Origin of the sequence: Collinsella aerofaciens, assembly GCF_964243765.1 — a bacterium.
Lineage (GTDB): Bacteria > Actinomycetota > Coriobacteriia > Coriobacteriales > Coriobacteriaceae > Collinsella > Collinsella aerofaciens_BU.
In genome coordinates this window covers 1-24,810 of sequence record NZ_CAXTGI010000016.1, presented here as the reverse complement: position 1 = coordinate 24,810, position 24,810 = coordinate 1, and the positions used below count along the sequence as shown (strand labels likewise).

The following is a 24,810-nucleotide window of genomic DNA, read 5'->3' as shown; positions in this document are numbered from 1 at the left end:
GCACGAATGAAGCAGAGATAGGGGTCGCTGACTAGTCCGCGAGCTTCTCCACCTGATCGAGCATCTTGTCGAGCTTGGCCTTCGCCTCGGCCTTGACCTTCTGGGCTTCTTCGTGGGCCTTCGCCTTCTGGGCGGCCTTTTCCTCGGCTTCGGGATCGACGACGACCAGATTGGACGCGTCGTGCTCAACCAACTTGAGCGCATGCTCAGGGCACACCTTGACGCAGGCACCACAGCCCAAGCAATACGTGGACTCCAGTGCAAAGCGGCCGCTTCCCACCAAATCGCAGGCGGACGTGGGGCACGCGTTAACGCACTCGCCGCACGACGTGCACTTGTCAAAATCGCATTCCGGCGTGCTCACCTGCATGTTCTGGGCAAGCTCGGGGTGGTTTTGCAGCGTCGAGAGTACCAGCTGGCGCCCATGGGTGAGCGAACGGCGACGCTTGGTCGTCGTGGTACCGCACATGGTGTTGAGCGTGCGCTCCAGCTGGGTGATCTGATGGCGATGGGCTTTGAGCTTCTGCGTCACCGAAGCCAGTGCCGCCGTCGCCGGATTGAGTTTGGTCACGGTCAGGCCCGTGGTACGGGCGATCTTTTCCATGTACTCCTTGCGCTCGTACTCGCGGCGCTTATGGCACTTGAGGCTCTTGGGGTCGATCTCCAGACCCATGCCCGTGCCCGCCCATTCCTCGGCCTTCGCAATCGCCTCGCCCAGCATGTCCTCGCCACCGGTGTTGCGGCATTTATCGCACACGCCCAGCGGCAGGTACACACTCACGTTGGGATAGTCGGCAAGTACCGAGAACCAGGTCTCGGCCGTAATATCGCCCACGCAGGCAACGACGACCTCGTTTTCGCGCGGCATGCGCTTAAGGGCACGCGTGCAGGTGACGTAGGCGGTCTCGTGGCTCGTAGCCGCCGAGACGATGTCGTCATACAGGTTTTTGGGCGCCAGGCGCGGCGAGATGATCGCCTCGGTCGGGCAGGCGGCGGCGCACAGGCCGCACTTGCGGCAGGAGTCGAGGATCTCGATGGCGTCCTCCTCGACCTCGATGGCGTCCACCGGGCACACATCCATGCACGCGGTGCAGCCGGTCTTTTCGTTTTTACAAGTCAGGCACGGAATGGTGTTTCCGCGCGGGCGCTCCTTGTAGTCGGCGGGATTCCACTGCGGCGCCGACGGATCGAGTGCGTCGGTCACACCGCCAAGCGGGTTTTTAAGAAAGTCGAAACCCTTGCTGATCTCGATAATGTCATCAAACAGATCGTGTTCCTGCGCCATGCGCGGCCCCTCCCTGAGCAGTGCAAACAAGCAAGAGATAATGATACGCTATCGGCCCACGCCTCGGGCAAATTACACGCGGCGCATCTTTGCGGCAAATAGCCCATGGCCTATCGCCGCCCCGATTGCACAAGGTCGATCAAGCGCCAAGCTATGCCTCCCGCATGAGCTCGACGAGCTTTTGTTTGGTCACCTTGGTCTGCTCGTTGGCCATATTGCGTTCGTTTCTAAAGACAGCATTTGCAACACCCTGCAAATCGGCATCGGTAATCTCATCAAGCCCCAGCTCCTCAAGCGTCGTCGGCAGACCGACGCGCTGGCAAAACTCGAGCACCTGATCAAGCTCGGGCGCACGCTCCAGGCGCAGCTGCACCACCAGACCAAATGCCACGGCCTCACCGTGCATGGCCTTGCACTCGGGCAGAATCGTCAGGCCGTTGGCGATCGCATGCGCCAGCGCCAAACCGCCACTCTCAAAGCCAACGCCCGAAAGCAGAATATTGCACTCGATCAGACGCTCAACCGCTGGCGATGTACGCCCCTTTTTGAGATCGCGCTTGGCAGCGACGCCGCACTCCATAAGTGTGTCATAGCAGGCACGAGCCGCGACCAAGGCCAAGTGTCCCGGCGCGCCACCGTGCTCGTTAGCGCCGTGCGCCGCGGCACACGAACGCGCCTCGAAGTACGTTGCCAGCGCATCGCCCATACCAGCGACCGTCATACGCAGTGGGGCCGCCGCGACCACGTTGGTATCGACCACGACCAGGTCTGGATTCTTCTCGAGCATCAGGTAGCGGTCGAACGACCCGTCCTCGTGATACAACACCGAAATCGCGCTGCACGGACCATCCATTGAGGCCGCCGTGGGACATACGCACAACGGCAGCTCAGCATAAAACGCAACGGCCTTTGCGATATCGAGCATCTTGCCGCCGCCAATGCCCACCACCATGTCGCAATACTCGGCCCGGGCTTCCTTGGCCATTTCGACAACGGCATCTTCCGTACACGGACCGTTGTAAATCTTAAAGAACGGCTCGCTTAGATCTTCATCCAGAAATCCATCGACGATCTGCCTGCACAGCCGATCCTCGGTGCCCTGGTCAAACAAGACATAGGCAGCGCAGCCCAACCATGACAAATACCTGCCCTGACGCGAAAGTTCGCCCGGCCCCTGAACATACCGGCCAGGACCACCGTAAACCATAGGAAGCGCCATACGAGAATCCGCCCTTCATCAAACAACGATTGGTGCAAAGTAACCTGACCCCTTTGCACCATAGCAAAAAGGGGCAAAACCATTTGTCGGCTTTGCCCCTTCCTTACCTTAGTTTACTCATCCATAAGGTAATAATGACCCAGTGCGTCGGCACCCAGGATGGCGTTGGCGACCATCTCAGGCGTCACCTCAAACGGCATGTTGCACATGGTATCCTCGGGCGCGCACGCGGCCTCGGCAACAATCATGGCCTGCTCACGTGTAAGCTCGGCAACGCCAAGTTCCTTCATCGTGACCGGCAGGCCCAGCTCAATGCAGAAGCCCAAGACTTCCTCGAGTTTCTCAGTCGGAGCATCCTCGAGTACCAGCTGAACGATGGTGCCAAAGGCGACCTTCTCGCCGTGATACATGCCGTGGCACTCGGGCAGCATCGTCAGACCATTGTGGATGGCATGAGCAGCAGCAAGGCCCGAGCTCTCAAAGCCAATGCCCGAAAGCAGCGTGTTGGCCTCGATGATGTGCTCCACGGCAGGCGTGAGCGCACCCTTCTCCAGCGCGACCTTGGCCTTGACGCCATCGGCCATAAGCGTCTCGTAGCAGAGCTTGGCGAGCGCCAGGCCGGCCATGCCACCCTTGCCGCCGGCGCAAGTGTCGCCGTCGGCATCGTGCGTCGCCTGAGCCTCAAAGTAGGTTGCGAGCGCATCGCCCATACCGGAAACCGTCAGGCGCACCGGGCTCGCCGCAATAACCGTCGTATCCATCAGGACAATATTGGGGTTTGCCTTAAGGAAGAGATATTTATCGAACTGGCCGTCGTCGGTGTAGAGCACCGAAAGCGCCGAACACGGAGCATCGGTCGAAGCGATGGTGGGGCAAATGATAACCGGGGACTCCAGGTAGTAGGCAACGGCCTTTGCGGTGTCGAGGATCTTGCCGCCACCGACGCCGACGATGATGTCGCAACCGTTGTCGCGGGCGAGCGCAACCAGGCGATCGACCTCGCCCTTGGAGCACTCGCCGTTAAAGTCCTCAAACAGCAGCTCGGCCTTAGCCTCGGCAAAACCACCCTCGATCTTGGCACCGACGCGCTTCTTGCCCGAAGGCGTCACGATGACGAGGGCCTTAGCGCCGAGCGGCTCGACATAGGAGCCGAGCTTGGCGAGCTCGTCCGGGCCCTGGATGTACTTGCTGGGGCTATTGAAGATTGCAGCCATTTTTATCCCATTCTCTAATAAATAAAAAGAAAGGGGCTCCGTACGGATACGTGCGGAGCCCCTCGTTACGATAACAAGAGTCGATTAGAAATCGATGTCGGTGTCGTAGTAGCAGGCCTTGAGGATCTTCTCGAAGTCGGCAGCCTTGGTCTCACGCGGGTTCTCGGGCGTGCAGGCGTCCTGCTCGGCGTTCGCGGCGATCTCGGGGAGCTTCGCGAGGAACTCCTCCTCGGAAACCATCTGCGGGTTCTCGGCGTCGACCTTCACGCCACCATTCGCGTAATCCTTGATGGACTGCGGAATGTTGAGCTGGTCGTTGAGGTCGCGAATCTTCTGGACGAGTGCAGCGATGAGCTCCTCGTTGGTCTCGCCGGGAAGGTGCAGGATCTCCTTGGCCACGTAAGCGTAACGCTCGGCAGCACGGGGATCCTTGGAGTTCCACTGGATAACCTTGCCCAGGTACATGGCGTTAGCAGCACCGTGGATGATGTGGCCGTTCTCGAAGGCAGCACCGGTCTTGTGAGCCATGGAGTGAACGATGCCGAGCAGGCCCGAGGAGAAGGCGATACCGGCGATGCACTGAGCCTCGTGCATGTGCTGACGGGCCTCATGGTCGCCAGCATAGGACTTGGGCAGCCACTCGACGATCTCGCGGATGCCGTGCAGAGCGTTGGCGTCGGTGAACATGGAAGCGCAGGTGGAAACGTAGGCCTCCATGCAGTGGGTCAGAGCGTCCATGCCGGTGTGAGCGCACAGCTTGGCGGGCATGGTGTAGGTGAGCTCGGGGTCGACGATGGCGACATCAGGGGTGATGTTGAAGTCGGCCAGCGGGTACTTGATGCCCTTGGCATAGTCGGTAATGACGGAGAAGGCAGTGACCTCGGTAGCGGTACCGGAGGTAGAGGAGATGGCGCAGAAGTGAGCCTTCTGACGCAGCTCAGGGAAGCTGAACGGCTGGATGATGTTATCGAAGGACTCCTCGGGATACTCGTAGAAGACCCACATGGCCTTAGCGGCATCGATGGGCGAGCCGCCGCCGATGGCGATAATCCAGTCGGGCTCGAACTCGCGCATGGCCTCGGCGCCCTTCATGACCGTCTCGATGGACGGATCGGACTCGACGCCCTCGAACAGCTTGACCTCGAAGCCGCCCTCTTTGAGGTCGGCCTCAACGTCCTGCAGGAACCCGCCGCGGCGCATAGAGCTGCCGCCAGAAACGATGATGGCCTTCTTGCCCTTGAGGTTCTTCACCTCGTGGCGAGCGCCCTCACCAAAGTACAGATCGCGAGGATTGGTAAAACGTCCCATACTGTGCCTCCTAAACAAGCCCCTCTTAGACTTGCGTATATAACGGAGCACCCGATTGGCTCCGTTAGGACCGTTTTGCGCGTTGCCGGCGATGACAATGCGCGATGTCTAAACGTCTCAACGCTCAGACAAACACTATTTTACCGTTCTGGTTGGTCAGTTATTCACCTAAAGCCGACAATGATGAAACGTTTTTTCTATCCCTGAAGACCCTTGTGGGGCATTCATACTCCCAAGCTGGGCAAACGTTTTATCAAGGTTGACCACATATCCCGGGCAGGACGGTGCCCCTCCAAAATGCGCCCCGTTCGCCGCCAAAAATCGACCGTTTGCGGCACCGTGATACCACTCAGTCGTCCAAGGTGCCGACATTTGTGCGACATCCGTCTTCGTGGTGCAAAGGTGCATGTCCAAGTGCGGCACCCCCGGTGTGCCACATGCGGGTAAACTAGAACCTTATATAGAGACATTTGAACCCTAACCGCAGCAAAGGAGGCCCCATGGCATTCGATCCCATTCAAGAGGATTGCCATCGCCTCGTTCTTGAGGCCTTGCGCCGCGACAATATCCCGCTCACCGACGGCCCCGCCGTCGAGCGTCTGATGGAGCAATTCACCCGCAACCCCGCGCCGCTCATCGTGCACGACCGCGACCGCGCCGGGCATCTGATTGCCAAGGTGGTCGAGGCCGTCGACTACCGCATTCCCTTTATCCCCGACGATGCCCAAGCCGAGCAGGAAGAGGCCGCTGCCGAGAACATGCTTCGCGAGGCCGCCGCACTCGATCCGGCCAACTGGGATGCGCAGCGCATGCTGACGGCCCTCACCGCTGACTCCAACGAGGAATACGTGCAATATCTGGTGTCCAAGTGCGACGAGGTGGAGCACGATCTGGCGCTCAAGATTACCTCGGCGCAGGACCCCTACGAGCGTGAAGCCGCAGGCGACCTTATGCGCCGCCCCTACCTGCGCTGGCTTGCCGCCCTTGCATCGCGCTCCCTCATTAGCGGACGCTATCGCATGTCGTTGGATGCCGCGAATCGCAGCCTGGACTTTGCGCCCAACGACCCCGCCGGCGTCCGCCATACTGCGATGCTTGCCATGGCAAAGCTCGAATACCCCGCCGAGGAACTCAAGCGCTTTCGCTCTGCCCACTCCGTCCCCTATCTCGCCAACACGCCGCTGCGCCGTCGTCCCAAGGACGCGGAGCGTGACTTGGACCCGTGGACGCTCATCGCGCTGATGAGCGCAGCCTGGCGCGAGCTGGACTACGAGGGTGCCGAGCACCACCTGCGTATCCTTGCGCGCTCGTGCCCGCACGCAGCCGAGGCGCTCTACTTCCAAACCGAGTTTCCCGATGGCGTCTATGCCCGCGTCAACGTGGGCGTGGGCTCCACCGATGAGCTCGTCCTTGCCCTGTCCGAGGCGACGCCGGTACTGCAGGAGGGCCTGGGCGCGCCCGACAACGCCAGCTTTGCCGCCTGGGTCGCCACCAACGACATCGTGCGCTCCCAGATCGACGAACGAATCCTGCGCGCAGCCGAGCAGGGGCTTCCATTTAAGGGAGGGGACCTCTAATGGATCCGAGCGTCTACATCCCCGCCTACTTGGAGCGCACCTATCTGGCGTCGCACCCCGAGCTCACCGATGCAGCACGCGAGCTTGTCCATAACGACATCAGCGCAAACCCTCACAAGTATGCGCAGTCCGAGCATGCCCAGGCGCTGCTGTCCTATGCCGGTGTTCATCGTCACCTGCTCGACGAGCTCCATCGCATCGAGGACATGGGCAGCGACGAGGAGTTCGAGCAGACGCGCAATCGTCTGTTCGACGACATGCGCGATGAGCTGCTCAAGATCGTCCGTGTCGATGCACTGGCCGTCGACGCGCAGCTGCTCGCCATCATCCTGGCCGACACGCCCGTTGACGCCTGCCTGGGCGACCTGATGAAGCTCGAGGCGAGCACGGCCGACTACCTGCAACAGAGCGTGCCCGGGTTTGATATGGAGGCCCCGCACTATTGGGCCAATAATGTTTTGGCCGATGGTGTCACCGCAGCAGACCTTACCGTAAGTGAGCCGGCTCTTATCGGATGGCTCCACACGCTCGAGGCCATCTCGCAGCTGTGCATGGCGAGCGCCCGCTACCGCGCTGCTGCCAACTACGCCCGCCGTGTCCTTAAGGCGGAGGGCTATCCCACCCGGACCGCCGGCACCGTGTTGCTTGCCCTCGCCCGCTTGGAAGACCAGGACGGCTTTTTTGCCCTGGCTCATCAGCTCGAGGAACAGATGGGGGCAGACGCACTCGAAAACTCTCCTTGGTACCTGCTCGCCCGCACGATTCTGCTGTTCAAAACAAACAAGATGCGCCCGGCGACGCGCGCGCTGCGTGAGTTCGCCAACCGTTGCGAGGGCGGTGCGTTCTTTTTGCTGAACCCCATGTACCAGACGCCGTATCTTCCCTGCCGACCCGAGCCGCGCGACCCCTGGGACCTCTCGCACCAGGCGGTTTGGGAAGCCGACGGCATTATCTCGGACACCCCCGACTTTGCCCCCTGGGCCAACGCCTGCGAAGATGTATCGCAGCTTGCCCAGGAATTTGCGCGCCGCTACGGCTTTTAGCGACGCGATCGCCCCGACCATGTCATCTATGTTAGGAACGGCTTCATGAACCTCCGCTCATCTCTCGCCTGTACCTCGAGCGATATCGCCCGCTGGGGACTGCGCTCTGTCCTCAAACGCCAGGGTGGCGTGCTTCCCGGCCGCATCGCCATGAAGATCGACCCCGAGCTGCTAAGCGACCTCGCGAGCCTGGTCGACCGCAGCGTGGTGATCACCGGCACCAACGGCAAGACCACCACCTCCAACCTCATCGCCGACGCCGTTGCCGCCAGCGGCGCCACCGTGGTATGCAACCGCGCCGGCAACAACATGGAGCCGGGTGTGGTGGGTGCTCTGCTCGAGGCCCGCGGCGGCCTTAAGCACACCAGCAGCGGCAAGCGCGTGGGCGTTTTTGAGTGCGACGAGCTCTACACCGTACGCGTTCTGCCCAAGCTCAAGCCGACGTACTTTGTGCTGCTCAACCTGTTCCGCGACCAGCTGGACCGCTACGGCGAGATCGACCATACCCAGGACGTCATCGCCCACGCGTTGGAGCTTTCGCCGGCAACGACGCTCATCTATAACGCCGACGACCCGCTGTGCGCCTCGATTGCCGCGCGCATTCCCAACGCGAGTATTGCCTTTGGCATCGATGGCGCCACCAACACCGAGTCTGACCGCATTAGCGACTCGCGCTTTTGCTCGCAGTGCAACGCCCCGTTGGAGTACGACTACGTACAGTATGGTCAACTCGGCGCCTACCATTGCCCCTCGTGCGGTTTGGCACGCCCCGCACTGCTCCGTCGCGTGACGGGCGTGGAGCTCGGCTGCGACGGCTACGGCTTTGACCTGGTCTTTGGATCTGATTCCAGCGCGCCAGCCGCGCACATCGCCACGCGCTACAACGGCCTGTACATGGTCTATAACGTTGCCGCCGCATTCTTTGCCGCACATGAGTTAGGCGTGGATACGGCGCACTTGCAGCCCACGCTCGATGCCTACGTGCCTGCCGGCGGACGCATGGGCCGCTGGGATATTGCCGGTCGCACCGTCGAGGCAAACCTGGCCAAGAATCCCGTGGGCTTCGATCGACAGATCCAGTCCATTAAGACGGCGGGTGGCAGACTCTGCGCTTTCTTCCTGAACGACAACAGTGCCGACGGCCACGATGTCTCGTGGATCTACGACGTCGACTTCGAGCGCATCGCCGATACCCCGGGGCTTGTCGCCTTTGCCGGCGGCACGCGTGCACACGATATGCAGGTGCGCCTCAAGTACGCCGGCATCGACGCCGCCATTATCTCGGACGTCGCGCAGGCAATTGGCGCCGTGGCAAACGAGGCCGCCGATGACACCTTCTACGCCGTCGCCAACTACACGGCCTTCCCGCCGCTGGTCAAGGAACTCGACGGGCTTAAAGACGACGATGCAAGCTCGATTGTCTCCCACGCCATAACGCGCGCCGATGGTAGCGCTGTCCCCACCGATATTGCGCCGGTCGAGCTTTCGCGCCCCCTGCGTATCGTCTACCTGTACCCCGATGCCCTCAACCTCTATGCCGACGGCGGCAACGTTATCGCCCTCGAGCGCCGCTGCGCCTGGCGTGGCATTCCCGCGCGTGTAGACGAGGTCCGTATGGGCGAAACGCTTGATTTGACCGATGCCGATATCGTCATGATGGGTGGCGGCTCCGACCGCGACCAGCTAGCCGTGGCACACGAGCTGCTCGCCCAAAAAGACAAGGTCGCGGCCTATGTTGAGGATGGCGGCTCGCTGCTTGCCATCTGTGGCGGCTATCAACTGCTCGGCCGTTCGTACTATATGGGCGAGGATCGCATCGAGGGTCTGGGGGTCATTGCCGCCGAAACCGTACGCGGCTCTGACCGCCTGATCGGCAACGTCGCCGTCAAGACCGACCTGGCACCCGAGCCCTTTGTCGGATTCGAGAACCACGGCGGCCGCACGCTTTTGGACGCCGATGCCACGCCGCTCGGAACGTCCGTCGTCACTGGCACCGGCAACAACGGCGACGACGGCTTTGAGGGTCTGATCTACAAGGGCGTCATCGGCACGTACCTGCACGGCCCGGCGCTACCCAAGAATCCCGAACTCGCCGACTGGCTGATCGCGCACGCCCTCGAGCGCCGCGGCGACGCACAGGCCAACGCTCTGCTGCCGCTCAAACCCCTCGACGACACCTACGAGCACGCCGCCCACGACGCCGCCATGAAGCTCCTCCCCTAACGCCCCAACCACCACAAAGGGGACAGGTACCTTTGTGGTGGTTTTCCAGTTTGCCAACGATATACGCGCCGGCAAAAAAGTCTGCTATACTCTTTCCCGCTGTCCCCATCGTCTAGCGGCCAAGGACGCCACCCTTTCAAGGTGGATATCGCGGGTTCGAATCCCGCTGGGGGCACCACAGAATCTGAGAAGCCCGTTACCAATTCGGTGACGGGCTTTTTGCTACCCATACGCCGGGATTCGAACCCCGAAGGCATAAAATCACACTGTCATCCAAGGGCCCGTGGACAAAAAATAGCAAATATGAGTACTGTTACCAATTTAGTAACAGCGATTTCATGCCATCAGAAGGCGATTTGGACACAAGGCGTCCTACGGCGGAGGAATTGCAGGCATTTATCAGCTAAGTACTTGGACATATGTTGCGTAACACTGCATATTTTGCAAAAAGATAATGCTACAGGGCTTGTGACAGTACTCATATTTGACGTTTTTTGCCCACGACCCCTTATTGTGTGGGCGAATCAGTTGCAAAGCGGGATCCAAAGCGTCCTTCGCAAACAAATAGCCGGGGCCCGCGCGATGCGGACCCCGGCTCAACACCGTGACGATATGTCAGTTACGCTCTACACGTAGAACAGGATGTCGTCGTAGGTCGGGACCGGCCAGTAGTCGGCGGCCACGATCTCTTCCATGGCGTCCACGGCGGCGCGCAGCGTATCCATAGCGGGAACGACCTCGTGCGCGTACACGTTGGCCTGCTCCTGGCCATCGAGAGCCTCGGCCTTCTGATGCACGGCGTCGAGCGCCTTGATGGAGTCGTTGATGGCGGTGATGCCGTTGCAGAGCTTGTTGAGCGTGTTCTGCTCGCACTGCATGGCAGCATCGGCACCGGCAGCGCGGATTGCCTCAAGGCCCTTAGCGACCTTGGTGGCATAGGCGGTGATGACCGGACGATAGGTACGACGTGCCTCGCGAATCATCGTGGTAGCCTCGATGTTCATGAGCTTGTTGTACTTCTCGAGCTTGCAGTCGTAGCGGCACTGGGCCTCGGCGCGGGTCAGAACGCCCGTCTCCTCAAAGAGCGCGATTGCCTTATCGGAAACAAAGGCAGGCAGTGCGTCGGCCGTGGTCTTGTTGTTGGCAAGGCCGCGCTTCTCGGCCTCGACGGGCCACTCGTCGGAGTAGCCGTCGCCGGAGAACAGGATGCGCTGGTGATCGGTCAGGACCTTCTTGCAGTACTCGAGCGCAGCGTCCTGGAATTTGTCCTCGGGCGTGCCCTCAAGTGCATCGGCAAAGGACTTGAGCGACTTGGCCACGGCAGCATCGAGCACCAGGTTGGAGTCGGAGACGTTCTGCTCGGAGCCGCAGGCACGGAACTCAAACTTGTTGCCGGTGAAAGCGAACGGGGAGGTGCGGTTGCGGTCGGTGTTGTCCTGCATCAGCTTGGGCAGGGTGTCGGCGCCCAGGTCGAGCACGCCGCGCGTGGCGTGGACGGAAGCCTTGCCGTCGATGATCTTCTCGACGACCTCGGTAAGCTGGTCGCCCAGGAAGATAGACATAATCGCCGGAGGAGCCTCGTTGGCGCCCAGACGATGATCGTTGCCGGCCGAGGCAACGGAGGCACGCAAGAGCTCCTGATAGTTATCGACGGCCTCGATCACCGCGGTGAGGAAGACGATGAACTGCAGGTTGTCGAGCGGGGTGTCGCCCGGATCGAGCAGGTTCTCGGACTCGGTGCCGAGCGACCAGTTGTTGTGCTTACCCGAACCGTTGATGCCCTCGAATGGCTTCTCGTGCAGCAGGCAGACCAGGTCATGGCGGGAGGCGATGAGCTTCATCTTCTCCATCATGACCAGGTTCTGGTCGATGGCCTCGTTGACCTCGCCGTAGACGGGGGCGAGCTCATGCTGGCAGGGAGCGACCTCGTTGTGCTTGGTCTTGGCGGGAATGCCGAGCGCCCACAGCTCGTTGTCCAGGTCCTTCATATAGGCCGAGACGGTGGGGCGGATAGCGCCAAAGTAGTGCTCCTCGAGCTCCTGGCCCTTGCAGGGAGCGGCGCCAAAGAGGGTGCGACCGGTGATGACCAGGTCCTTGCGCTTGCGGTAGGCGTCCTTCTTGATCAGGAAGTACTCCTGCTCGTCGCCCACGGAAGGAACGACCTTCTTGGGGGTCTTGCCAAAGAGGGCGAGAACACGCTTGGACTCACGCGAGAGCGCGGTCATGGAGCGCAGTAGCGGGGTCTTCTTGTCCAGGGCCTCGCCCGTGTAGGAGCAGAACGCCGTGGGGATGCACAGGACGTCGTCCTTGATAAAGGCGGGGCTGGTGGGATCCCAGGCGGTGTAGCCGCGGGCCTCGAAGGTGGCGCGCAGGCCGCCGTTGGGGAAGCTGGAGGCATCCGGCTCGCCCTGGATGAGGTTCTTACCCGTGAACTTGGTAATGGCGGTGCCGTCGTGGTTGGGCTCGAGGAAGCTGTCATGCTTCTCGGAAGTGATGCCCGAAAGCGGCTGGAACCAATGCGCGTAGTGCGTAGCGCCCTTGGAGATGGCCCACACCTTCATGGCGTGGGCAACGGCGTTGGCCACATCCAGGTCGAGCGGCTCACCATCCTCGAGGGTTGCAGCAAGGCGCTTCCAAATGTCCTTGGGGAGGTAGTCCTTCATGACTTCCTCAGAGAACACCATGGTCCCGAAGCGGTCAGTAAGTTCGGCCATACGGAACTCCCTTCGTATCGGCACCGCGCGAGAAGCGGTGTTGATTACTAACGAACGAGTCATAGCTTAGGCTCGCCGTGTTTCCGCGACATTACCGTTGTGTTGCTGTCGCGAAACCAATCAATGAGGTTACCGCATCGCGGCAGTATTGCCACCCTTAACAGCCAATGAACTGTATAAATTGCAGACCTCCCCGCACGGTGTAAGGGTAGTCAATTAGGGACGGGGCTATTTTAGCTGCCTCGGCTGCCAGCGCTAGCGTTTTGCCTGACTGACGGTCGAGGTAGCTAAAATGGCCCCGCCGGGAACACTCCCGACGGGGCCATGATCAACAGCACCCTATGCGAACCCGTTTGCCGCTACAGGCAGACACCGTCTTTCCAGATACCGATCTCGTGACAGCCGCGGCGCCGCAATAGCATGGGCCACCAAATTAATCCAGGTCGGCTCCGTTAGTCTCGATCACATGCTTGGCCCAGTAGTAGCTGTCCTTGAGGACGCGCTTGCCGGTACCGTGGCCGTAGTCATCGCGATCGACGTAGATAAAGCCGTAGCGCTTGGACATCTCGGAGCTCGAGCAGCTCACAATATCGATGGGGCCCCAAGCGTAGTAGCCGCGCACGTCGACTCCGTCCGCGATGGCCTCGCGCACCTGCTCAAGGTGCGCACGATAGAAGTCGATACGATACGGATCGTGAACGGTCCCGTCCTCCTCGAGCGTGTCGTAGCAGCCCACGCCGTTCTCGGTAATGTAGATGGGCTTGCGGTAGCGATCCCAGTACGCGTTGAGCGTAAAGCGCAGACCGAGGGGGTCGATGCACCAGCCCCACGGATTCGCCGGCAGCTCCTTGTTGCGCTTGGCGTCGTAACCGTCCTCAAACGATTCCTTGCTCACCACGCGCACGTAGTAGTAGGAGAACGTGCAGAAATCGGCCGTGTTGCGCAGGTCCTCGATATCCTGGTCGGAGATCTGGACCTTGATGCCGTTGTCCTCCCAAAAGCGATATGCGGATCCGGGAACCTCGCCGCGCAGCAGCACATCCGAGAAGAAGAACTGCATCTGGTTGAAGCGCAGCGTCGCGAGCGCGTCCTCGGGCTTGCACGAAGCTGCATACGAGGGACCACCGCAGAGCATCATGCCGATCTGCATCTCGGGATGGTGCTCATGGGCATAGCGCGTCGCGCGACCGCATGCAACCATCTCGTTCATGACCGCCTGGTACTTTGCAGAAGGCAGATCGTCGACCTTGTCCTCGGCAACGCCCAGATGGTTAAAGGACTCATGCTCGATCAGGTTGATCTGGTTGACCAGAATCCAGTACTTGACTTTGCCGGCATATCGGTCAAACACGACCTTGCAGTAGCGCTCAAAGCAATCGATCGTCTCGCGCGAGTACCAGCCCGTATAGGAGAGGGTGAGGTTGATGGGCATCTCGTAATGCGAGAGCGTGACCATCGGCTCCATGCCGAGCTCAATCATCTTGTCAAAGAGCCGGTCGTAGAACGCAAGGCCTTCCTCGTTGGGCTCCGCATCGTCGCCGTTGGGGAAGATGCGTGACCACGCGATCGAGGTCCTAAAGGTGTTGAGCCCCATATCGGCAAGCAGCTCAAGGTCCTCAGGGTAGGTATGGTAAAAATCGATACCCTCGCGCTTGGGGAAGATGCGGTCCTTGCTCTCGAGTGCTTCCTTGATAAACGTCGTGGTGATCTCGCGGTTGTGCTTCTCACCGATGGGGATATCGTCGCGAAACTCGTTGATATCCGCCACGCTCGGAGCCTTGCCGTCGGCGTCCCATGCGCCCTCGCACTGGTTGGCGGCAACGGCGCCGCCCCACAAAAAGCCCTCGGGAAACGTGCGGGGAACCTTATGCATGGCTCTCCCCTCCCTCAAGCACGCTCAGGCGGGCATCGAGGCTCTTGCAGATCTTGAGGATCTGCTTGGTGATCACGATTTCGGAGTTGACCGTCATCAGGTGATCTTGGGCGTGGGTGAACAGCAGCGAGTACTCCTGCTCCCCGCCGGCGGCCTCCTCCTGGATCGCATCGGTCTGCGTTTTGTGGGCGGCGGTGATCTTCTCGTGCGCGAGCTTCATCTTGTCCTCGGCAGCAGCAAAGTCCCACTGGGCCATAGCCTCGAGCGCGTCTTTGTTTGCAAGGCGGGCGTCGCCGGCGTTGAGCACGATGGACATTGCCGCCTGGATCTTATCGTTAGTCATGATGTAACATTCCTTACTTGAGCAGGGCAGACAGGGCGTCGCGCCACGCCTGCCCAGAAAACAATACGTACCGTCCGCTTATGCCTCTGCGGAATCGAGGGCGTCCTTGTCGCCGGCCTCTGCGGCCTCCTCGGCAAGAACCTGCTTCTCGTACACCTTGAAGAACGGGTACCACACGAGCGTCGTCACCACAAAGATCAGCACGCACAGAAGCACGGCCTGGATGGAGCCCTCGGTGGCAAGCCAGGTGCTGATGGGAAGCGGGCAATACCACAGCTGGAACAAAATCTTGGGCACGGGGGCAAACAGCACGATCTTGGTAAAGAAGAACGAGATCAGGCTCGCAAGCACCGTGTTGATGCACATGGGGAGCATGAGGATCGGGTTCCAGACGATCGCGCCAAAGACCGTGGGCTCGTTGATGTTGAACAATGCCGGGACCACGACGGCTTTACCGAGCGCCTTGAGACGCTTGGAGCGCGAGAGGAAGAGCATCAGCGAAAGACCAAGCGTGCACCCCACGCCGCCGATCGTCAGATACGAGTAGTTGAACGAGCTCGTGAAGACGTTGGCGGCACCCGCAGTCATGTTGGCCTCGATGCCCGCAAGCCTGAGCGGCGTGGTGATAGGTGTGAGGATCCAAGCGGAGATGCCCATGGCGTAGAAGATTGTTCCGATCAGGTTGAACAGCGCAAAGCCCCACCAGGTCTCGACGAAGTTCTGCAGTGGCATGAAGATCATCAGAACCGTGTTGTACAGGTCAAACCCGAGGTTGAGCACGACGATCCAACCGAGCAGCACGATGGTGCCCAAGGGCAGCATCTGGTCAAACCAGGCGCGGATGAAATCGGGAAGCGAGGACTCCTCACTAAAGAACGAGAACTTGCCAAACGCCCTGAGGATCAGGCCCGTGATAATGCCGCAGACGATGGCGGCAAACATTCCGCCCGCGCCGAAGGCGCTATGGGCAAAGCCGATTGCCTCGTCGGCCTGCAGGCGCGGCGTGATGCAGATGCAAAAGAGGATGACGCCGCTGATACCGGCGATGATGCGCGATTTGCGCAGGCGGCTCTTCTCCATAAAGTTAAAGGGGATGAGAAACGCCATCATAAGCGAGATCAGACCCATGGTCCAGTTGGTGAGCTGGCCAAACTGCGGCCACCATTCCCATCCAAAGGCAGACCCCGGAATGCTCAGCAGCGAGAAGATCGATCCCAGGAAGATCAAGGGCATGGTCTGGTTGATAGAGTCCTTGAGCGTGATCACCCAAACGTTGTGGTTGATCTTGTTCATCATGGGGGTGAAGCTGGATTCCATCCAGTCGAGCAGCTTTTTCATCCGATCCCCCTAGCCGATATTGCTGAGCAGGTCGTCCAGCGCGGCTGCGCCGTCGAGCTTTGAGTAGTAATCCGCCTTCATAAGGATCACCTTCACATCGGCGCCCTGCGTGTACTCATCGATGTCCTCGAGAATATAGGCGAGGTGCGGACCGACCATAAGGGCATCGATCTCGTCGATATAGTTCTCGATCTCGCTTTCGCTACGGGCGGTCACCGCGATATCGAGGCCGCGCTCCTTGATCACCTTGCGCATATTGGCAGCCATAAAGCCAGAGCTTGCACCCGAGCCGCATACGAGCAGAACGTTGAGCTTAGACATGGTCGTATCCTTTCTTGCCACGCTTGTCCGCGTGATTTCTGTTTTGTGTCGTTGCAAGGGCCCTTGCCTTTTGACGCTTCAACCCTACCCCGTTGCGCGCAAGAACGCATCTTGCGTTTTGCACACCCGTTGTGAAACGCGTGTATCGGTCCCGATTCACCCCCTGCATGCAAGTCCTCACTTGCCCGCCTTTGCAATTTGACGGAATATGAGACGCAGGAAATCAAGGTAGAAGGAGCTATCGTGAGGGCGGTACATCATCAGCTTATCCGCAGTCTTGTCAGCAACTCGCCGCAGACGGCCGCGACACTCGCCGAGACGCTCGATGTGAGTGTGCGAAGCGTCAGGACCTATGTGCGCGAGATCAACACCTCATGCCCAGGAATCCTCACCTCAACGCCTGTCGGCTACACAATCGACCGCAACCTTGCGGCAGACGTCCTCAAGACGGACGACGGAGAGCGCTTCGGTTCTTCAAAGGAACGCAGCGACTACATCGTCAACCATCTGATCGTGCAGCCCGATGGCGACCCCATCGACCTGTGGGACCTATGTGACGAGATGTCGGTAAGCATGTCGACGCTCAAAACGGACCTCGCGCGCGCCAAGCGCACCCTCGCGCGCAACGACCTTGAGCTCGTTACCCACCGAGACCGCATCTCCCTCAACGGAACGGAGCGCAACAAGCGCAAGCTCCTCTCGGGCATGCTTCGGCAAGAGACAAACAACGGCTTCATGGGTACCGGCGCGCTCTCACGGGCCTTTCCCGATATCGACATCAAGTCCGTTCAACAGCTGGTGAGCGACACGCTCTATCGCCACCATCGCTTTATCAACGACTATGCGCTCTCGGACCTGCTGCTGCACCTCGCAATCTCAATCGATCGCATCCGCAGGTCCGAAAGTCTCGATGCCGGCGATACCGCGGACCTACCGGAGGAGGACCGCACCATCGCCTGCGAGCTCGCGGACGCCCTGGGGGCTTCCCTCTCGATTGAGTTTCCCGCAGAAGAGCTTCGCGAGCTCACCCTGCTCATCATGGCGCGTTCGACCGATATCGACTACCGTTCGGCAACCGAAAGCAACCTTGCGGAGCTTATCGGCACGGACTGCATGGCGCTCGTCGAAAAGCTCACCGCGCAATTCAATGAACTCTATGGCATCGACCTTTCTGATCGGGGCTTTCTTGTGCGCTTTGGCCTGCATGTGCGAGGTCTCCTTGTCCGGGCGCGCACCCAAAAGCCCTCGCGCAACCCGCTTACCGAAAGCGTCAAAACTGGTTGCCCTCTTATCTACGATGCCGCTGTCGCACTCGCATCGACCATCACCAACGATCTTGGCGTCACGATCAACGACGACGAGATCGCGTATATCGCCTTGCACCTTGGCAGCGCCGTCGGCACCCAGCGCGAAGCTGACGCCAAGGCTAAGGCAACCATTTTCTGCCCCTCCTATTACGATATGGGGCCACGCCTTGTCGAACAGCTCGCTGGGCGTTTTGGCGAGCAGCTCATGATCACGCGCATCGCGACAGACGAGGCGGAGCTCACGGACTGCCCCGACGACCTCGTCATCTGCATCTCGCCCATCCAGAGCGTGCTCCAAGTCCCAACGCTCCAAATCGCCCCCGTGCCCTCAAGCACCGACATCGCAAACCTCAGAAGCAAGATCGAGGGCATCTTGGACGCACGTAAGCGCTCCGCGTTCAAAGACCTGCTGCACGAGCTTATCGATCCTGTGCTCTTTGAGGTTCGGGACGATCTTTCCGACCGCGCCGCCTGCATCGAACACATGGGGCGCGGCCTGGTCGACAGCGGTTTTGCAGATAGGTCCTATATCGACAAGGTGTTTGAACGCGAGGAAATGTCCTCGACTGCCATGGGGGCATTTGCCATGCCCCATACCGTGGGACTCGTCGGCAAGCATTCCCGCATTTCCGTGCTCATCTCCAAAAAGCCCATCCAATGGCAGGATACGCAGGTCAACCTCGTTCTCATGCTGTGCTTTAGCCCGGCGGAGCGCTCGTCGTTCAACACGGTATTCGACCGCGTGGCGGGCTCTCTCATCGAACCCGCCAACATACGCCGACTTTTGGAATGCACGTCATACGAAGCCTTCGTCGACGCGCTCGCTAGCCTGGCCAATTAGGCTTACAGCAGCCTTGCCGCTCGGCGGATACCTGCTGCGTATCGACGGCGCGGTTCTTGAGCGTACGCTTGATCATGGCGCACTTCGCATCCTCGGAGCACGCAACCGCGTAGCCCGAGCCGGCTCAGGGAAACGGAACCGCTCTAACCGCACCAGACAGCGCTCGCAATACCAACCAAAAGCCCCGTCCAAAAAGACTGCCCCAGGTACCTGGTTGATGGGAAAAGCCCCGTCCCAAATGAGCTACGTTGTTATAGGAAATGCCGATAGCGAAGCATCTTCGATTGGTATTCCCAAATAGCGAGTAAAACTCCACCGTGGCGTAGTGGTGCTGTAGAATCCTTACAACACATCGCACTAAAGTATCTAAAGGAGCACGATATGCGCGTCGACGAGGTTTTTAAGCAGGCAGCATCCAAGGGCACCGCACCCGTTTCGTTTGAGATGTTCCCGCCCAAGGGCGAGCTGACCCTCGACACGGCCCGCGAGGTTGCTGGCAATCTGTGCAAGCTTTCGCCGAGCTTTGTCTCGGTCACCTGCTCGGCCGGTGGCTCGGGCAACGGTGCCACCACCGCCCCCATCGCGCATATGATTTCGAGCGAATTCGATACGCCCTCGGTAGCGCACCTCACCTGCGTGGGCCGCACCCACGCCGACATCGCCGCCAAGATCGACGAGTATCGCACCGCCGGCGTTGAAAACATCCTGGCCCTGCGTGGTGATCTTCCCGCCGGCGCGACCGAGGACGATAAGCCCGCCTCGGACTACGCCTATGCCCGCGACCTTATCCCCGAGCTCGTCGACGCCGGCTTTTGCGTGGGCGCCGCAGCCTACCCCGAGGGCCACATTGCCTGCGAGGATCTCAACCTCTCGGTCGAGCACCTCAAGCAAAAACAGGACGCCGGCGCGAGCTTCTTTGTGACGCAGCTCTTTTTTGATAACGAGTGCTTCTACCGTTTTCGCGAGCTTGCCGACAAGGCCGGTATCACCGTGCCCATTACCGCGGGCATCATGCCGTTTATGGGCAAGTCGCAGATCAGCCGCATGGTCTTTATGTGCGGCGCGTCGCTACCCTCCCCCGTCATCAAGATTCTCGCCAAGTACGAGAACGACCCCGAGAGCCTGCAGGCGGCCGGTGTAGATTATGCTGCTCGTCAGCTTTGCGACCTTAAGGAGCACGGTGCCGACGGTCTGCACCTGTACACTATGAATCGTCCTGCGATCGCCGCAACCATTATGGAGCGCCTGGGGTAATGGAAAAACCGCACATCGATACAGCTTTTGTTGAAGTGCCGGCCGACCTTGCGTCGCCGGCGCTCTACCGTATCGATGATGCCCACCATCCCCGCGTCGACCGTGCCGAGATGCTGCGCTACCTGGGCTACGGCGGTCAGCAGATTGAGCCCGAGCTGTCGCAGCGTATTGAGCTTGTCGTTGAGCGTCTGGAGCTGGACATTGAGCCCCGTGGCGTGCGCCGCGTATTTGCCATCGATGCCACGGGCGTGGACGAGCAGGGAGAGCCTTGCATTCGCTTGGTCGGTACCAACGTTGAGCTGCGTGGCCGCGACATCTATCGACATCTCAAAGACGCCCGCTTTGCCGCACTCATGGCATGCACCCTCGGCATGGAAGCCGAGCGTCGTCTGCGCACCACGGGAGCCCAGCAACCCCTAGAGGGAGCCGTGCTCGACGCCGCGTGCTCCGCCTATGTGGAAGCTGCCGTCGAGCAAATGGACCAGCAAGTCAAGGCTGCGGCCGCCGCACACGGACTCGCTGGTAACTGGCGCTTTAGTCCCGGCTACGGCGACTGCCCGCTTACGGCCCAGCGCTCAATCGTTGCTGCACTCAACGCCACGCGGCTCATCGGGCTTACCGTCACGCCGACCAGCCTGCTCATGCCCACCAAGAGTGTGACCGCAGTGATCGGTCTGTTTGACGGCGAGGTCCACGACGCCCAGAGCCGCCCCACCTGCAATATCTGCCGCATGCGCGAGCACTGCCGCTTCCGCGCCGCCCACACCACCTGCTATTCCAGCCATTAGGAGCCCTCGATGTTTACTCCGCTTATCACCCATGATTCCGACGGTACCGCGCTGGCAGCGCCCGTCAATACTGCGCGTTGTAACGGCGCCACGTACAAGACGCGCACGATCGGCGACCTTCGCATTAAGGACGATCGCCTGCGCGCCGCCATCGAGGGCACGGGACACCTCTTGTTCGACGGCGGCATGGGCACCATGCTGCAGGCGGCCGGCATGAAGGCCGGCGCCCTGCCCGAGCTGCTCAACTTTGAGGAGCCCCAGGTCATTACCGATATTCAGCGTCAGTACGTCGAGGCCGGCTGCGACGTGATCACCGCCAACACCTTTGGTGCCAACGCCCACAAGCTCGACGGTGCCGCCACCGTGGCAGATGTCTTTGCCTCCGCCGTCGCCTGCGCCCGCGCGGCCGGCGCCCACTACGTCGCCGGCGATATCGGTCCCATCGGCGCGCTGCTTCGCCCCTTGGGCACCCTGAGCTTCGACGAGGCCTATGACCTCTTTGCCGAGGAAGTGCGTGCCGGCGTCGATGCGGGTGTGGACCTCTTTATTATCGAAACCATGACCGACCTTGCCGAGATCAAGGCTGCCGTCCTCGCCTGCCGCGAGAACTCCGACCTGCCCGTCTTTGCCACCATGACCTTTGAGGAAGACGGTCGCACGTTCCTGGGTACGAGTCCCGAGGTGGCCGCCGTCACGCTCGACGCCATCGGCGCCGACGTTTTAGGCATCAACTGCAGCCAGGGACCGGCCGAGCTCCGAGGGCTCGCCGCACGCATGCTCACCGTTACCGACAAGCCCGTTATGGTGCAGGCCAATGCGGGACTGCCCCGCGTGGACGATGACGGCAATACCGTCTTTGACATCCAGGCACCCGAATACGCCGAGGCCGTCGCCGGCATGATTGAGGACGGCGTGAGCGTCGTGGGTGGCTGCTGTGGCACCACGCCCACGCACATGGCGGCACTTCGCACCCTCATCGACAACCACACGCCCAGCCCGCGTCACCGCAAGCCCAGTATGTCGGTCACGAGCGCCCAGACGGTCGTGGACCTCCCCTGCGACGGCCACAAGATCGCCGTCATCGGCGAGCGCATCAATCCCACCGGCAAAAAGCGCCTGCAACAGGCCCTGCGCGACGGCGACCTAGACTACGTCGTGAGCCAGGGCATCAGCCAGCAGGAACAGGGCGCCGACATCCTGGACGTCAACGTAGGCCTGCCCGAGATCGACGAGGTCAAGATCATCCAGCAGGCGACCGAGCAGCTCCAGGGTTCCACGCTGCTGCCGCTGCAGATCGACTCCACCGACCCCGCAGCCGTCGAGGCAGCCGTGCGCCGCTACGCCGGCAAGCCCATCATCAACTCGGTCAATGGCAAACAGCAGATCATGGATGAGATCTTCCCGCTAGTCGCCCACTACGGCACCAACGTCGTCGGTCTCACACTCGACGAAGACGGCATCCCCGATACTGCCGAGGCTCGCTTCGCCATCGCCGAGCGCATCGTGGCCGAGGCTGCCCGTTACGGCATCGGACCGGACCGCATCCTCATCGACTGCCTGGTCATGACCGCCTCGACCAACCAGCGCCAGGCCGAACAGATCCTGCGCGCCATGTCCCTGTGCAAGGAACGCCTGGGCGTCAAGTGCGCGCTCGGCGTGTCGAACATCAGCTTTGGTCTGCCCGCCCGCCCGCTGCTGGGCTCGGTCTTTTTGGCTGCCGCCTTCGGCGCAGGCCTGGACGCCCCCATCATGAACCCGGGCTCCAAGCGCTTTATGGATACCGTCTACAGCTATCGCGTCTTGAGCGTTGAGGACGAGGGCTCGAGCGGATACATCGAGCGCTACGCCGGCTGGACCGATCCGTACAAGATCGCCGCCAACCCGGCAGCGGCTCAGGCGGCATCGACCGACACTGCACCCACTGCTGGCACCTCCGGCACCGACGGCAACGACGACCCGATTCGTCGCATGGTCGTCTCGGGCCGCAAAGGCGAGATCGCAGCCGAGACCGAGCGTCTTCTGGCAGATCACGACGCCATGGACCTCATCAACAACCACTTTATCCCCGCCCTCGACGAGGTCGGAGTCCTCTTTGACCAGGGAAAGTTCTTCTTGCCGCAGCTCATGGCCTCGGCCGAGGCCGCGCGCGTGGGCTTCGACACCATCAAGCGGCTGATGCCCGCCGGCGAGATTGCCGATAAGGGCAAGATCTGCGTGGCCACCGTCAAGGGCGACATCCACGACATCGGTAAGAACATCGTCAAGATGCTGCTCGACAACTACGGCTACACCGTCTTTGACCTAGGCCGCGACGTCGACCCGCAGGAGGTGCTCAAGACCGTCAAGGAACGCGGCATTAAGCTCGTCGGCCTCTCGGCGCTTATGACCACCACGGTCGTCGCCATGGAGGAGACCATCAAGCTGCTTCATGCCGAGGTGCCGGGCGTCAAGATCATCGTAGGCGGTGCCGTGCTCACCCCCGAATACGCCAAGCAGATCGGCGCTGACTACTACGCCAAGGACGCCGCCGAAAGTGCTCGTATCGCCGAAGAGGTCTTTGGGCAGTAACACAACGGAAACAACCGAGCACCAAAACGTGCCGCACGCGCCACTTAGCACGTGCGGCACGTTAGAATAGATAAGACTATGCTCGTTTTGGCAGATAGGAGCGCAAGGATGGCGATCACGCCCGCAGAAATCGCGGAAACCCGCGGCATGGTTGAGGAGCAGAACCTCGACATCAGGACCATCACCATGGGTGTTTCGCTCATGGGTTGCGGCGACGAGAACCTCGACCGCATGTGCACGAAAATCTACGACCACGTGACGCACACGGCTGAGCACCTGGTCGAGACCGCCGAGAACCTCGAGCGCGAGTACGGTATCCCCATCGTCAACAAGCGCGTTTCTGTCACCCCAGTGGCGCAGATCGCCGCATGCTGCAAGGATGAGGACCTCACCCCCATCGCGCATGCCCTCGACCGCGCGGCCGAGACGCTCGGCATCGATTACCTGGGCGGCTTCTCCGCGCTCGTCCAGAAGGGCATCGGCGACGCCGACCGCCGCGTCATCCAGTCCATCCCCCAGGCGCTCGCTACCACCAGCCGCGTCTGCTCCAGCGTCAACGTCGCCAGCCTGCGCGCCGGTATCAACATGGATGCCGTGCTCATGGCGGCTCAGACCATCATCGATGCCGCCAAGCTTACGGCAGACGAGGATTCCGTTGGCGCCTCCAAGTTTGTCTGCTTTGCCAACATGGTCGAGGACTCCCCGTTTATGGCGGGTGCCGTCCACGGCGGTGGCGAGGCCGACGCCGTCATCAACGTAGGTGTCTCGGGTCCCGGCGTTATGGCTGCAGCCCTGGAGACGCTGCCCGATTCCGCATCGATGATGGAAGTCGCCGAGAAGATTAAGCAGACCGCCTTTAAGATCACCCGTGCCGGCGAGCTCATGAGCCGCGAGGCCGCCCGTCGCCTGGGTGTCGAAAAGGGCATTGTCGACCTGTCACTGGCTCCCACGCCCGCCATCGGCGACTCCGTCGCGCGCATCCTCGAGATCATCGGCGTGGGCACCTGCGGTGGCCCCGGCACGACCTGCGCGCTCGCCATGCTCAACGATGCCGTCAAGAAGGGCGGCGTCATGGCCAGCTCCAGCGTGGGCGGTCTCTCGGGCGCCTTTATCCCCGTGTCCGAGGACGCCGGCATGATCGCCGCCGTCGAGGCCGGCGCGCTTTCGCTCGAGAAACTCGAGGCCATGACCTGCGTGTGTTCCGTTGGCCTGGACATGATCGCCATCCCCGGCGACACCCCGGTCGAGACCATCGCCGGCATTATCGCTGACGAGATGGCCATCGGCGTCATCAACAATAAGACCACGGCCGTCCGCGTGATTCCCGCTATCGGCAAGGGTGTGGGCGACTGCGTCGAGTACGGCGGCCTGTTCGGCCGAGCGCCCATCATGCCGGTGAACCCCAACGCCGGCACCGTGCTTGCACACCGTGGTGGACGCTTCCCGGCACCGCTGAACTCGCTGAAGAACTAGCTGAGGGGGACTGGCGAGGAGCCCCGCCGCCGGGCGGCAGACATATAAGGTCGCCTGCTCGGACAGTCCTGACTCGCACGGAGAGCACATTAAGTGCTCTCCGGCTCGTGCGGAACTCGCG

17 protein-coding genes and 1 tRNA gene are annotated in these 24,810 nt (G+C 61.0%); 9 read left to right on the top strand and 9 right to left on the bottom strand.

All coding sequences use genetic code 11. The features are described from left to right. Nucleotides 1–31: 31 nt before the first annotated feature. From ACESSC_RS09470 to ACESSC_RS09455, 4 genes are all read right to left on the bottom strand, one after another. A complete protein-coding gene (locus ACESSC_RS09470) occupies nucleotides 32–1,285 on the bottom strand; it encodes a 4Fe-4S binding protein (protein ID WP_373162681.1) in 1,254 nt (417 codons plus the stop codon). A gap of 151 nt (nucleotides 1,286–1,436) precedes the next feature. Beyond that, nucleotides 1,437–2,504: a glycerol dehydrogenase gene (locus ACESSC_RS09465; RefSeq protein WP_373162680.1), complete on the bottom strand. Its 1,068-nt coding sequence runs from the start codon at nucleotides 2,502–2,504 to the stop codon at nucleotides 1,437–1,439. Between the two features lie 113 nt (nucleotides 2,505–2,617). After that, complete coding sequence (locus ACESSC_RS09460; protein ID WP_373162678.1) at nucleotides 2,618–3,718, bottom strand: glycerol dehydrogenase; 1,101 nt, start codon at nucleotides 3,716–3,718, stop codon at nucleotides 2,618–2,620. 84 nt (nucleotides 3,719–3,802) lie between these two features. Beyond that, nucleotides 3,803–5,026, bottom strand: a complete 1,224-nt coding sequence (locus tag ACESSC_RS09455; RefSeq protein WP_035136916.1) for an iron-containing alcohol dehydrogenase — start codon at nucleotides 5,024–5,026, stop codon at nucleotides 3,803–3,805. Nucleotides 5,027–5,526: 500 nt separating this feature from the next. On the opposite strand from ACESSC_RS09455, the gene ACESSC_RS09450 reads away from it, so the two are divergent. From ACESSC_RS09450 to ACESSC_RS09435, 4 genes are all read left to right on the top strand, one after another. Then, entirely contained in the window at nucleotides 5,527–6,603 is a 1,077-nt protein-coding gene (locus ACESSC_RS09450) for a tetratricopeptide repeat protein (protein ID WP_373162676.1), read from the top strand. Beyond that, complete coding sequence (locus tag ACESSC_RS09445) at nucleotides 6,603–7,646, top strand: hypothetical protein (protein WP_373162675.1); 1,044 nt, start codon at nucleotides 6,603–6,605, stop codon at nucleotides 7,644–7,646. Before ACESSC_RS09450 ends, ACESSC_RS09445 begins: the two co-directional genes overlap by 1 nt. Before the next feature lie 45 nt (nucleotides 7,647–7,691). Continuing rightward, the gene (locus tag ACESSC_RS09440; protein WP_373162673.1) at nucleotides 7,692–9,869 is read left to right on the top strand and encodes a MurT ligase domain-containing protein; all 2,178 of its coding nucleotides are present in this window, start codon (nucleotides 7,692–7,694) and stop codon (nucleotides 9,867–9,869) included. Between the two features lie 101 nt (nucleotides 9,870–9,970). Further along, nucleotides 9,971–10,047: transfer RNA gene (locus tag ACESSC_RS09435), tRNA-Glu, on the top strand. 448 nt (nucleotides 10,048–10,495) lie between these two features. Here the strand turns inward: ACESSC_RS09435 and ACESSC_RS09430 are convergent. The 5 genes from ACESSC_RS09430 to ACESSC_RS09410 form a co-directional block, all read right to left on the bottom strand. Beyond that, nucleotides 10,496–12,583 carry a glutamine synthetase III family protein gene (locus ACESSC_RS09430; protein ID WP_373162671.1) on the bottom strand — a complete coding sequence of 696 codons (2,088 nt, stop codon included), beginning with the start codon at nucleotides 12,581–12,583 and terminating at the stop codon, nucleotides 10,496–10,498. 433 nt (nucleotides 12,584–13,016) lie between these two features. Further along, nucleotides 13,017–14,456 (bottom strand): glycoside hydrolase family 1 protein, encoded by a 1,440-nt coding sequence (locus ACESSC_RS09425; RefSeq protein WP_118080942.1) that lies wholly within the window; start codon nucleotides 14,454–14,456, stop codon nucleotides 13,017–13,019. After that, nucleotides 14,449–14,799, bottom strand: a complete 351-nt coding sequence (locus ACESSC_RS09420; protein WP_118080940.1) for a PTS lactose/cellobiose transporter subunit IIA — start codon at nucleotides 14,797–14,799, stop codon at nucleotides 14,449–14,451. The genes ACESSC_RS09425 and ACESSC_RS09420 overlap by 8 nt, the downstream gene beginning before the upstream one ends. 78 nt (nucleotides 14,800–14,877) lie before the next feature. After that, nucleotides 14,878–16,137, bottom strand: coding sequence for a PTS sugar transporter subunit IIC (locus ACESSC_RS09415; RefSeq protein ID WP_055251025.1), 1,260 nt, complete (start codon nucleotides 16,135–16,137; stop codon nucleotides 14,878–14,880). Nucleotides 16,138–16,146: 9 nt separating this feature from the next. Then, on the bottom strand, nucleotides 16,147–16,458 hold the full coding sequence (locus ACESSC_RS09410) for a PTS sugar transporter subunit IIB (RefSeq protein ID WP_118080938.1): 312 nt from the start codon (nucleotides 16,456–16,458) through the stop codon (nucleotides 16,147–16,149). 243 nt (nucleotides 16,459–16,701) lie between these two features. On the opposite strand from ACESSC_RS09410, the gene ACESSC_RS09405 reads away from it, so the two are divergent. From ACESSC_RS09405 to ACESSC_RS09385, 5 genes are all read left to right on the top strand, one after another. Continuing rightward, on the top strand, nucleotides 16,702–18,606 hold the full coding sequence (locus tag ACESSC_RS09405; RefSeq protein ID WP_373162669.1) for a BglG family transcription antiterminator: 1,905 nt from the start codon (nucleotides 16,702–16,704) through the stop codon (nucleotides 18,604–18,606). Nucleotides 18,607–18,987: 381 nt separating this feature from the next. Continuing rightward, entirely contained in the window at nucleotides 18,988–19,860 is an 873-nt protein-coding gene (locus tag ACESSC_RS09400; RefSeq protein ID WP_373162668.1) for a methylenetetrahydrofolate reductase, read from the top strand. After that, nucleotides 19,860–20,648 (top strand): hypothetical protein, encoded by a 789-nt coding sequence (locus ACESSC_RS09395; protein WP_118080932.1) that lies wholly within the window; start codon nucleotides 19,860–19,862, stop codon nucleotides 20,646–20,648. The genes ACESSC_RS09400 and ACESSC_RS09395 overlap by 1 nt, the downstream gene beginning before the upstream one ends. 9 nt (nucleotides 20,649–20,657) lie before the next feature. Further along, a complete protein-coding gene (locus tag ACESSC_RS09390; protein ID WP_199574355.1) occupies nucleotides 20,658–23,216 on the top strand; it encodes a homocysteine S-methyltransferase family protein in 2,559 nt (852 codons plus the stop codon). A 108-nt stretch (nucleotides 23,217–23,324) separates the two neighbouring features. Beyond that, on the top strand, nucleotides 23,325–24,689 hold the full coding sequence (locus tag ACESSC_RS09385; RefSeq protein WP_117745712.1) for a PFL family protein: 1,365 nt from the start codon (nucleotides 23,325–23,327) through the stop codon (nucleotides 24,687–24,689). Nucleotides 24,690–24,810 lie beyond the last annotated feature (121 nt).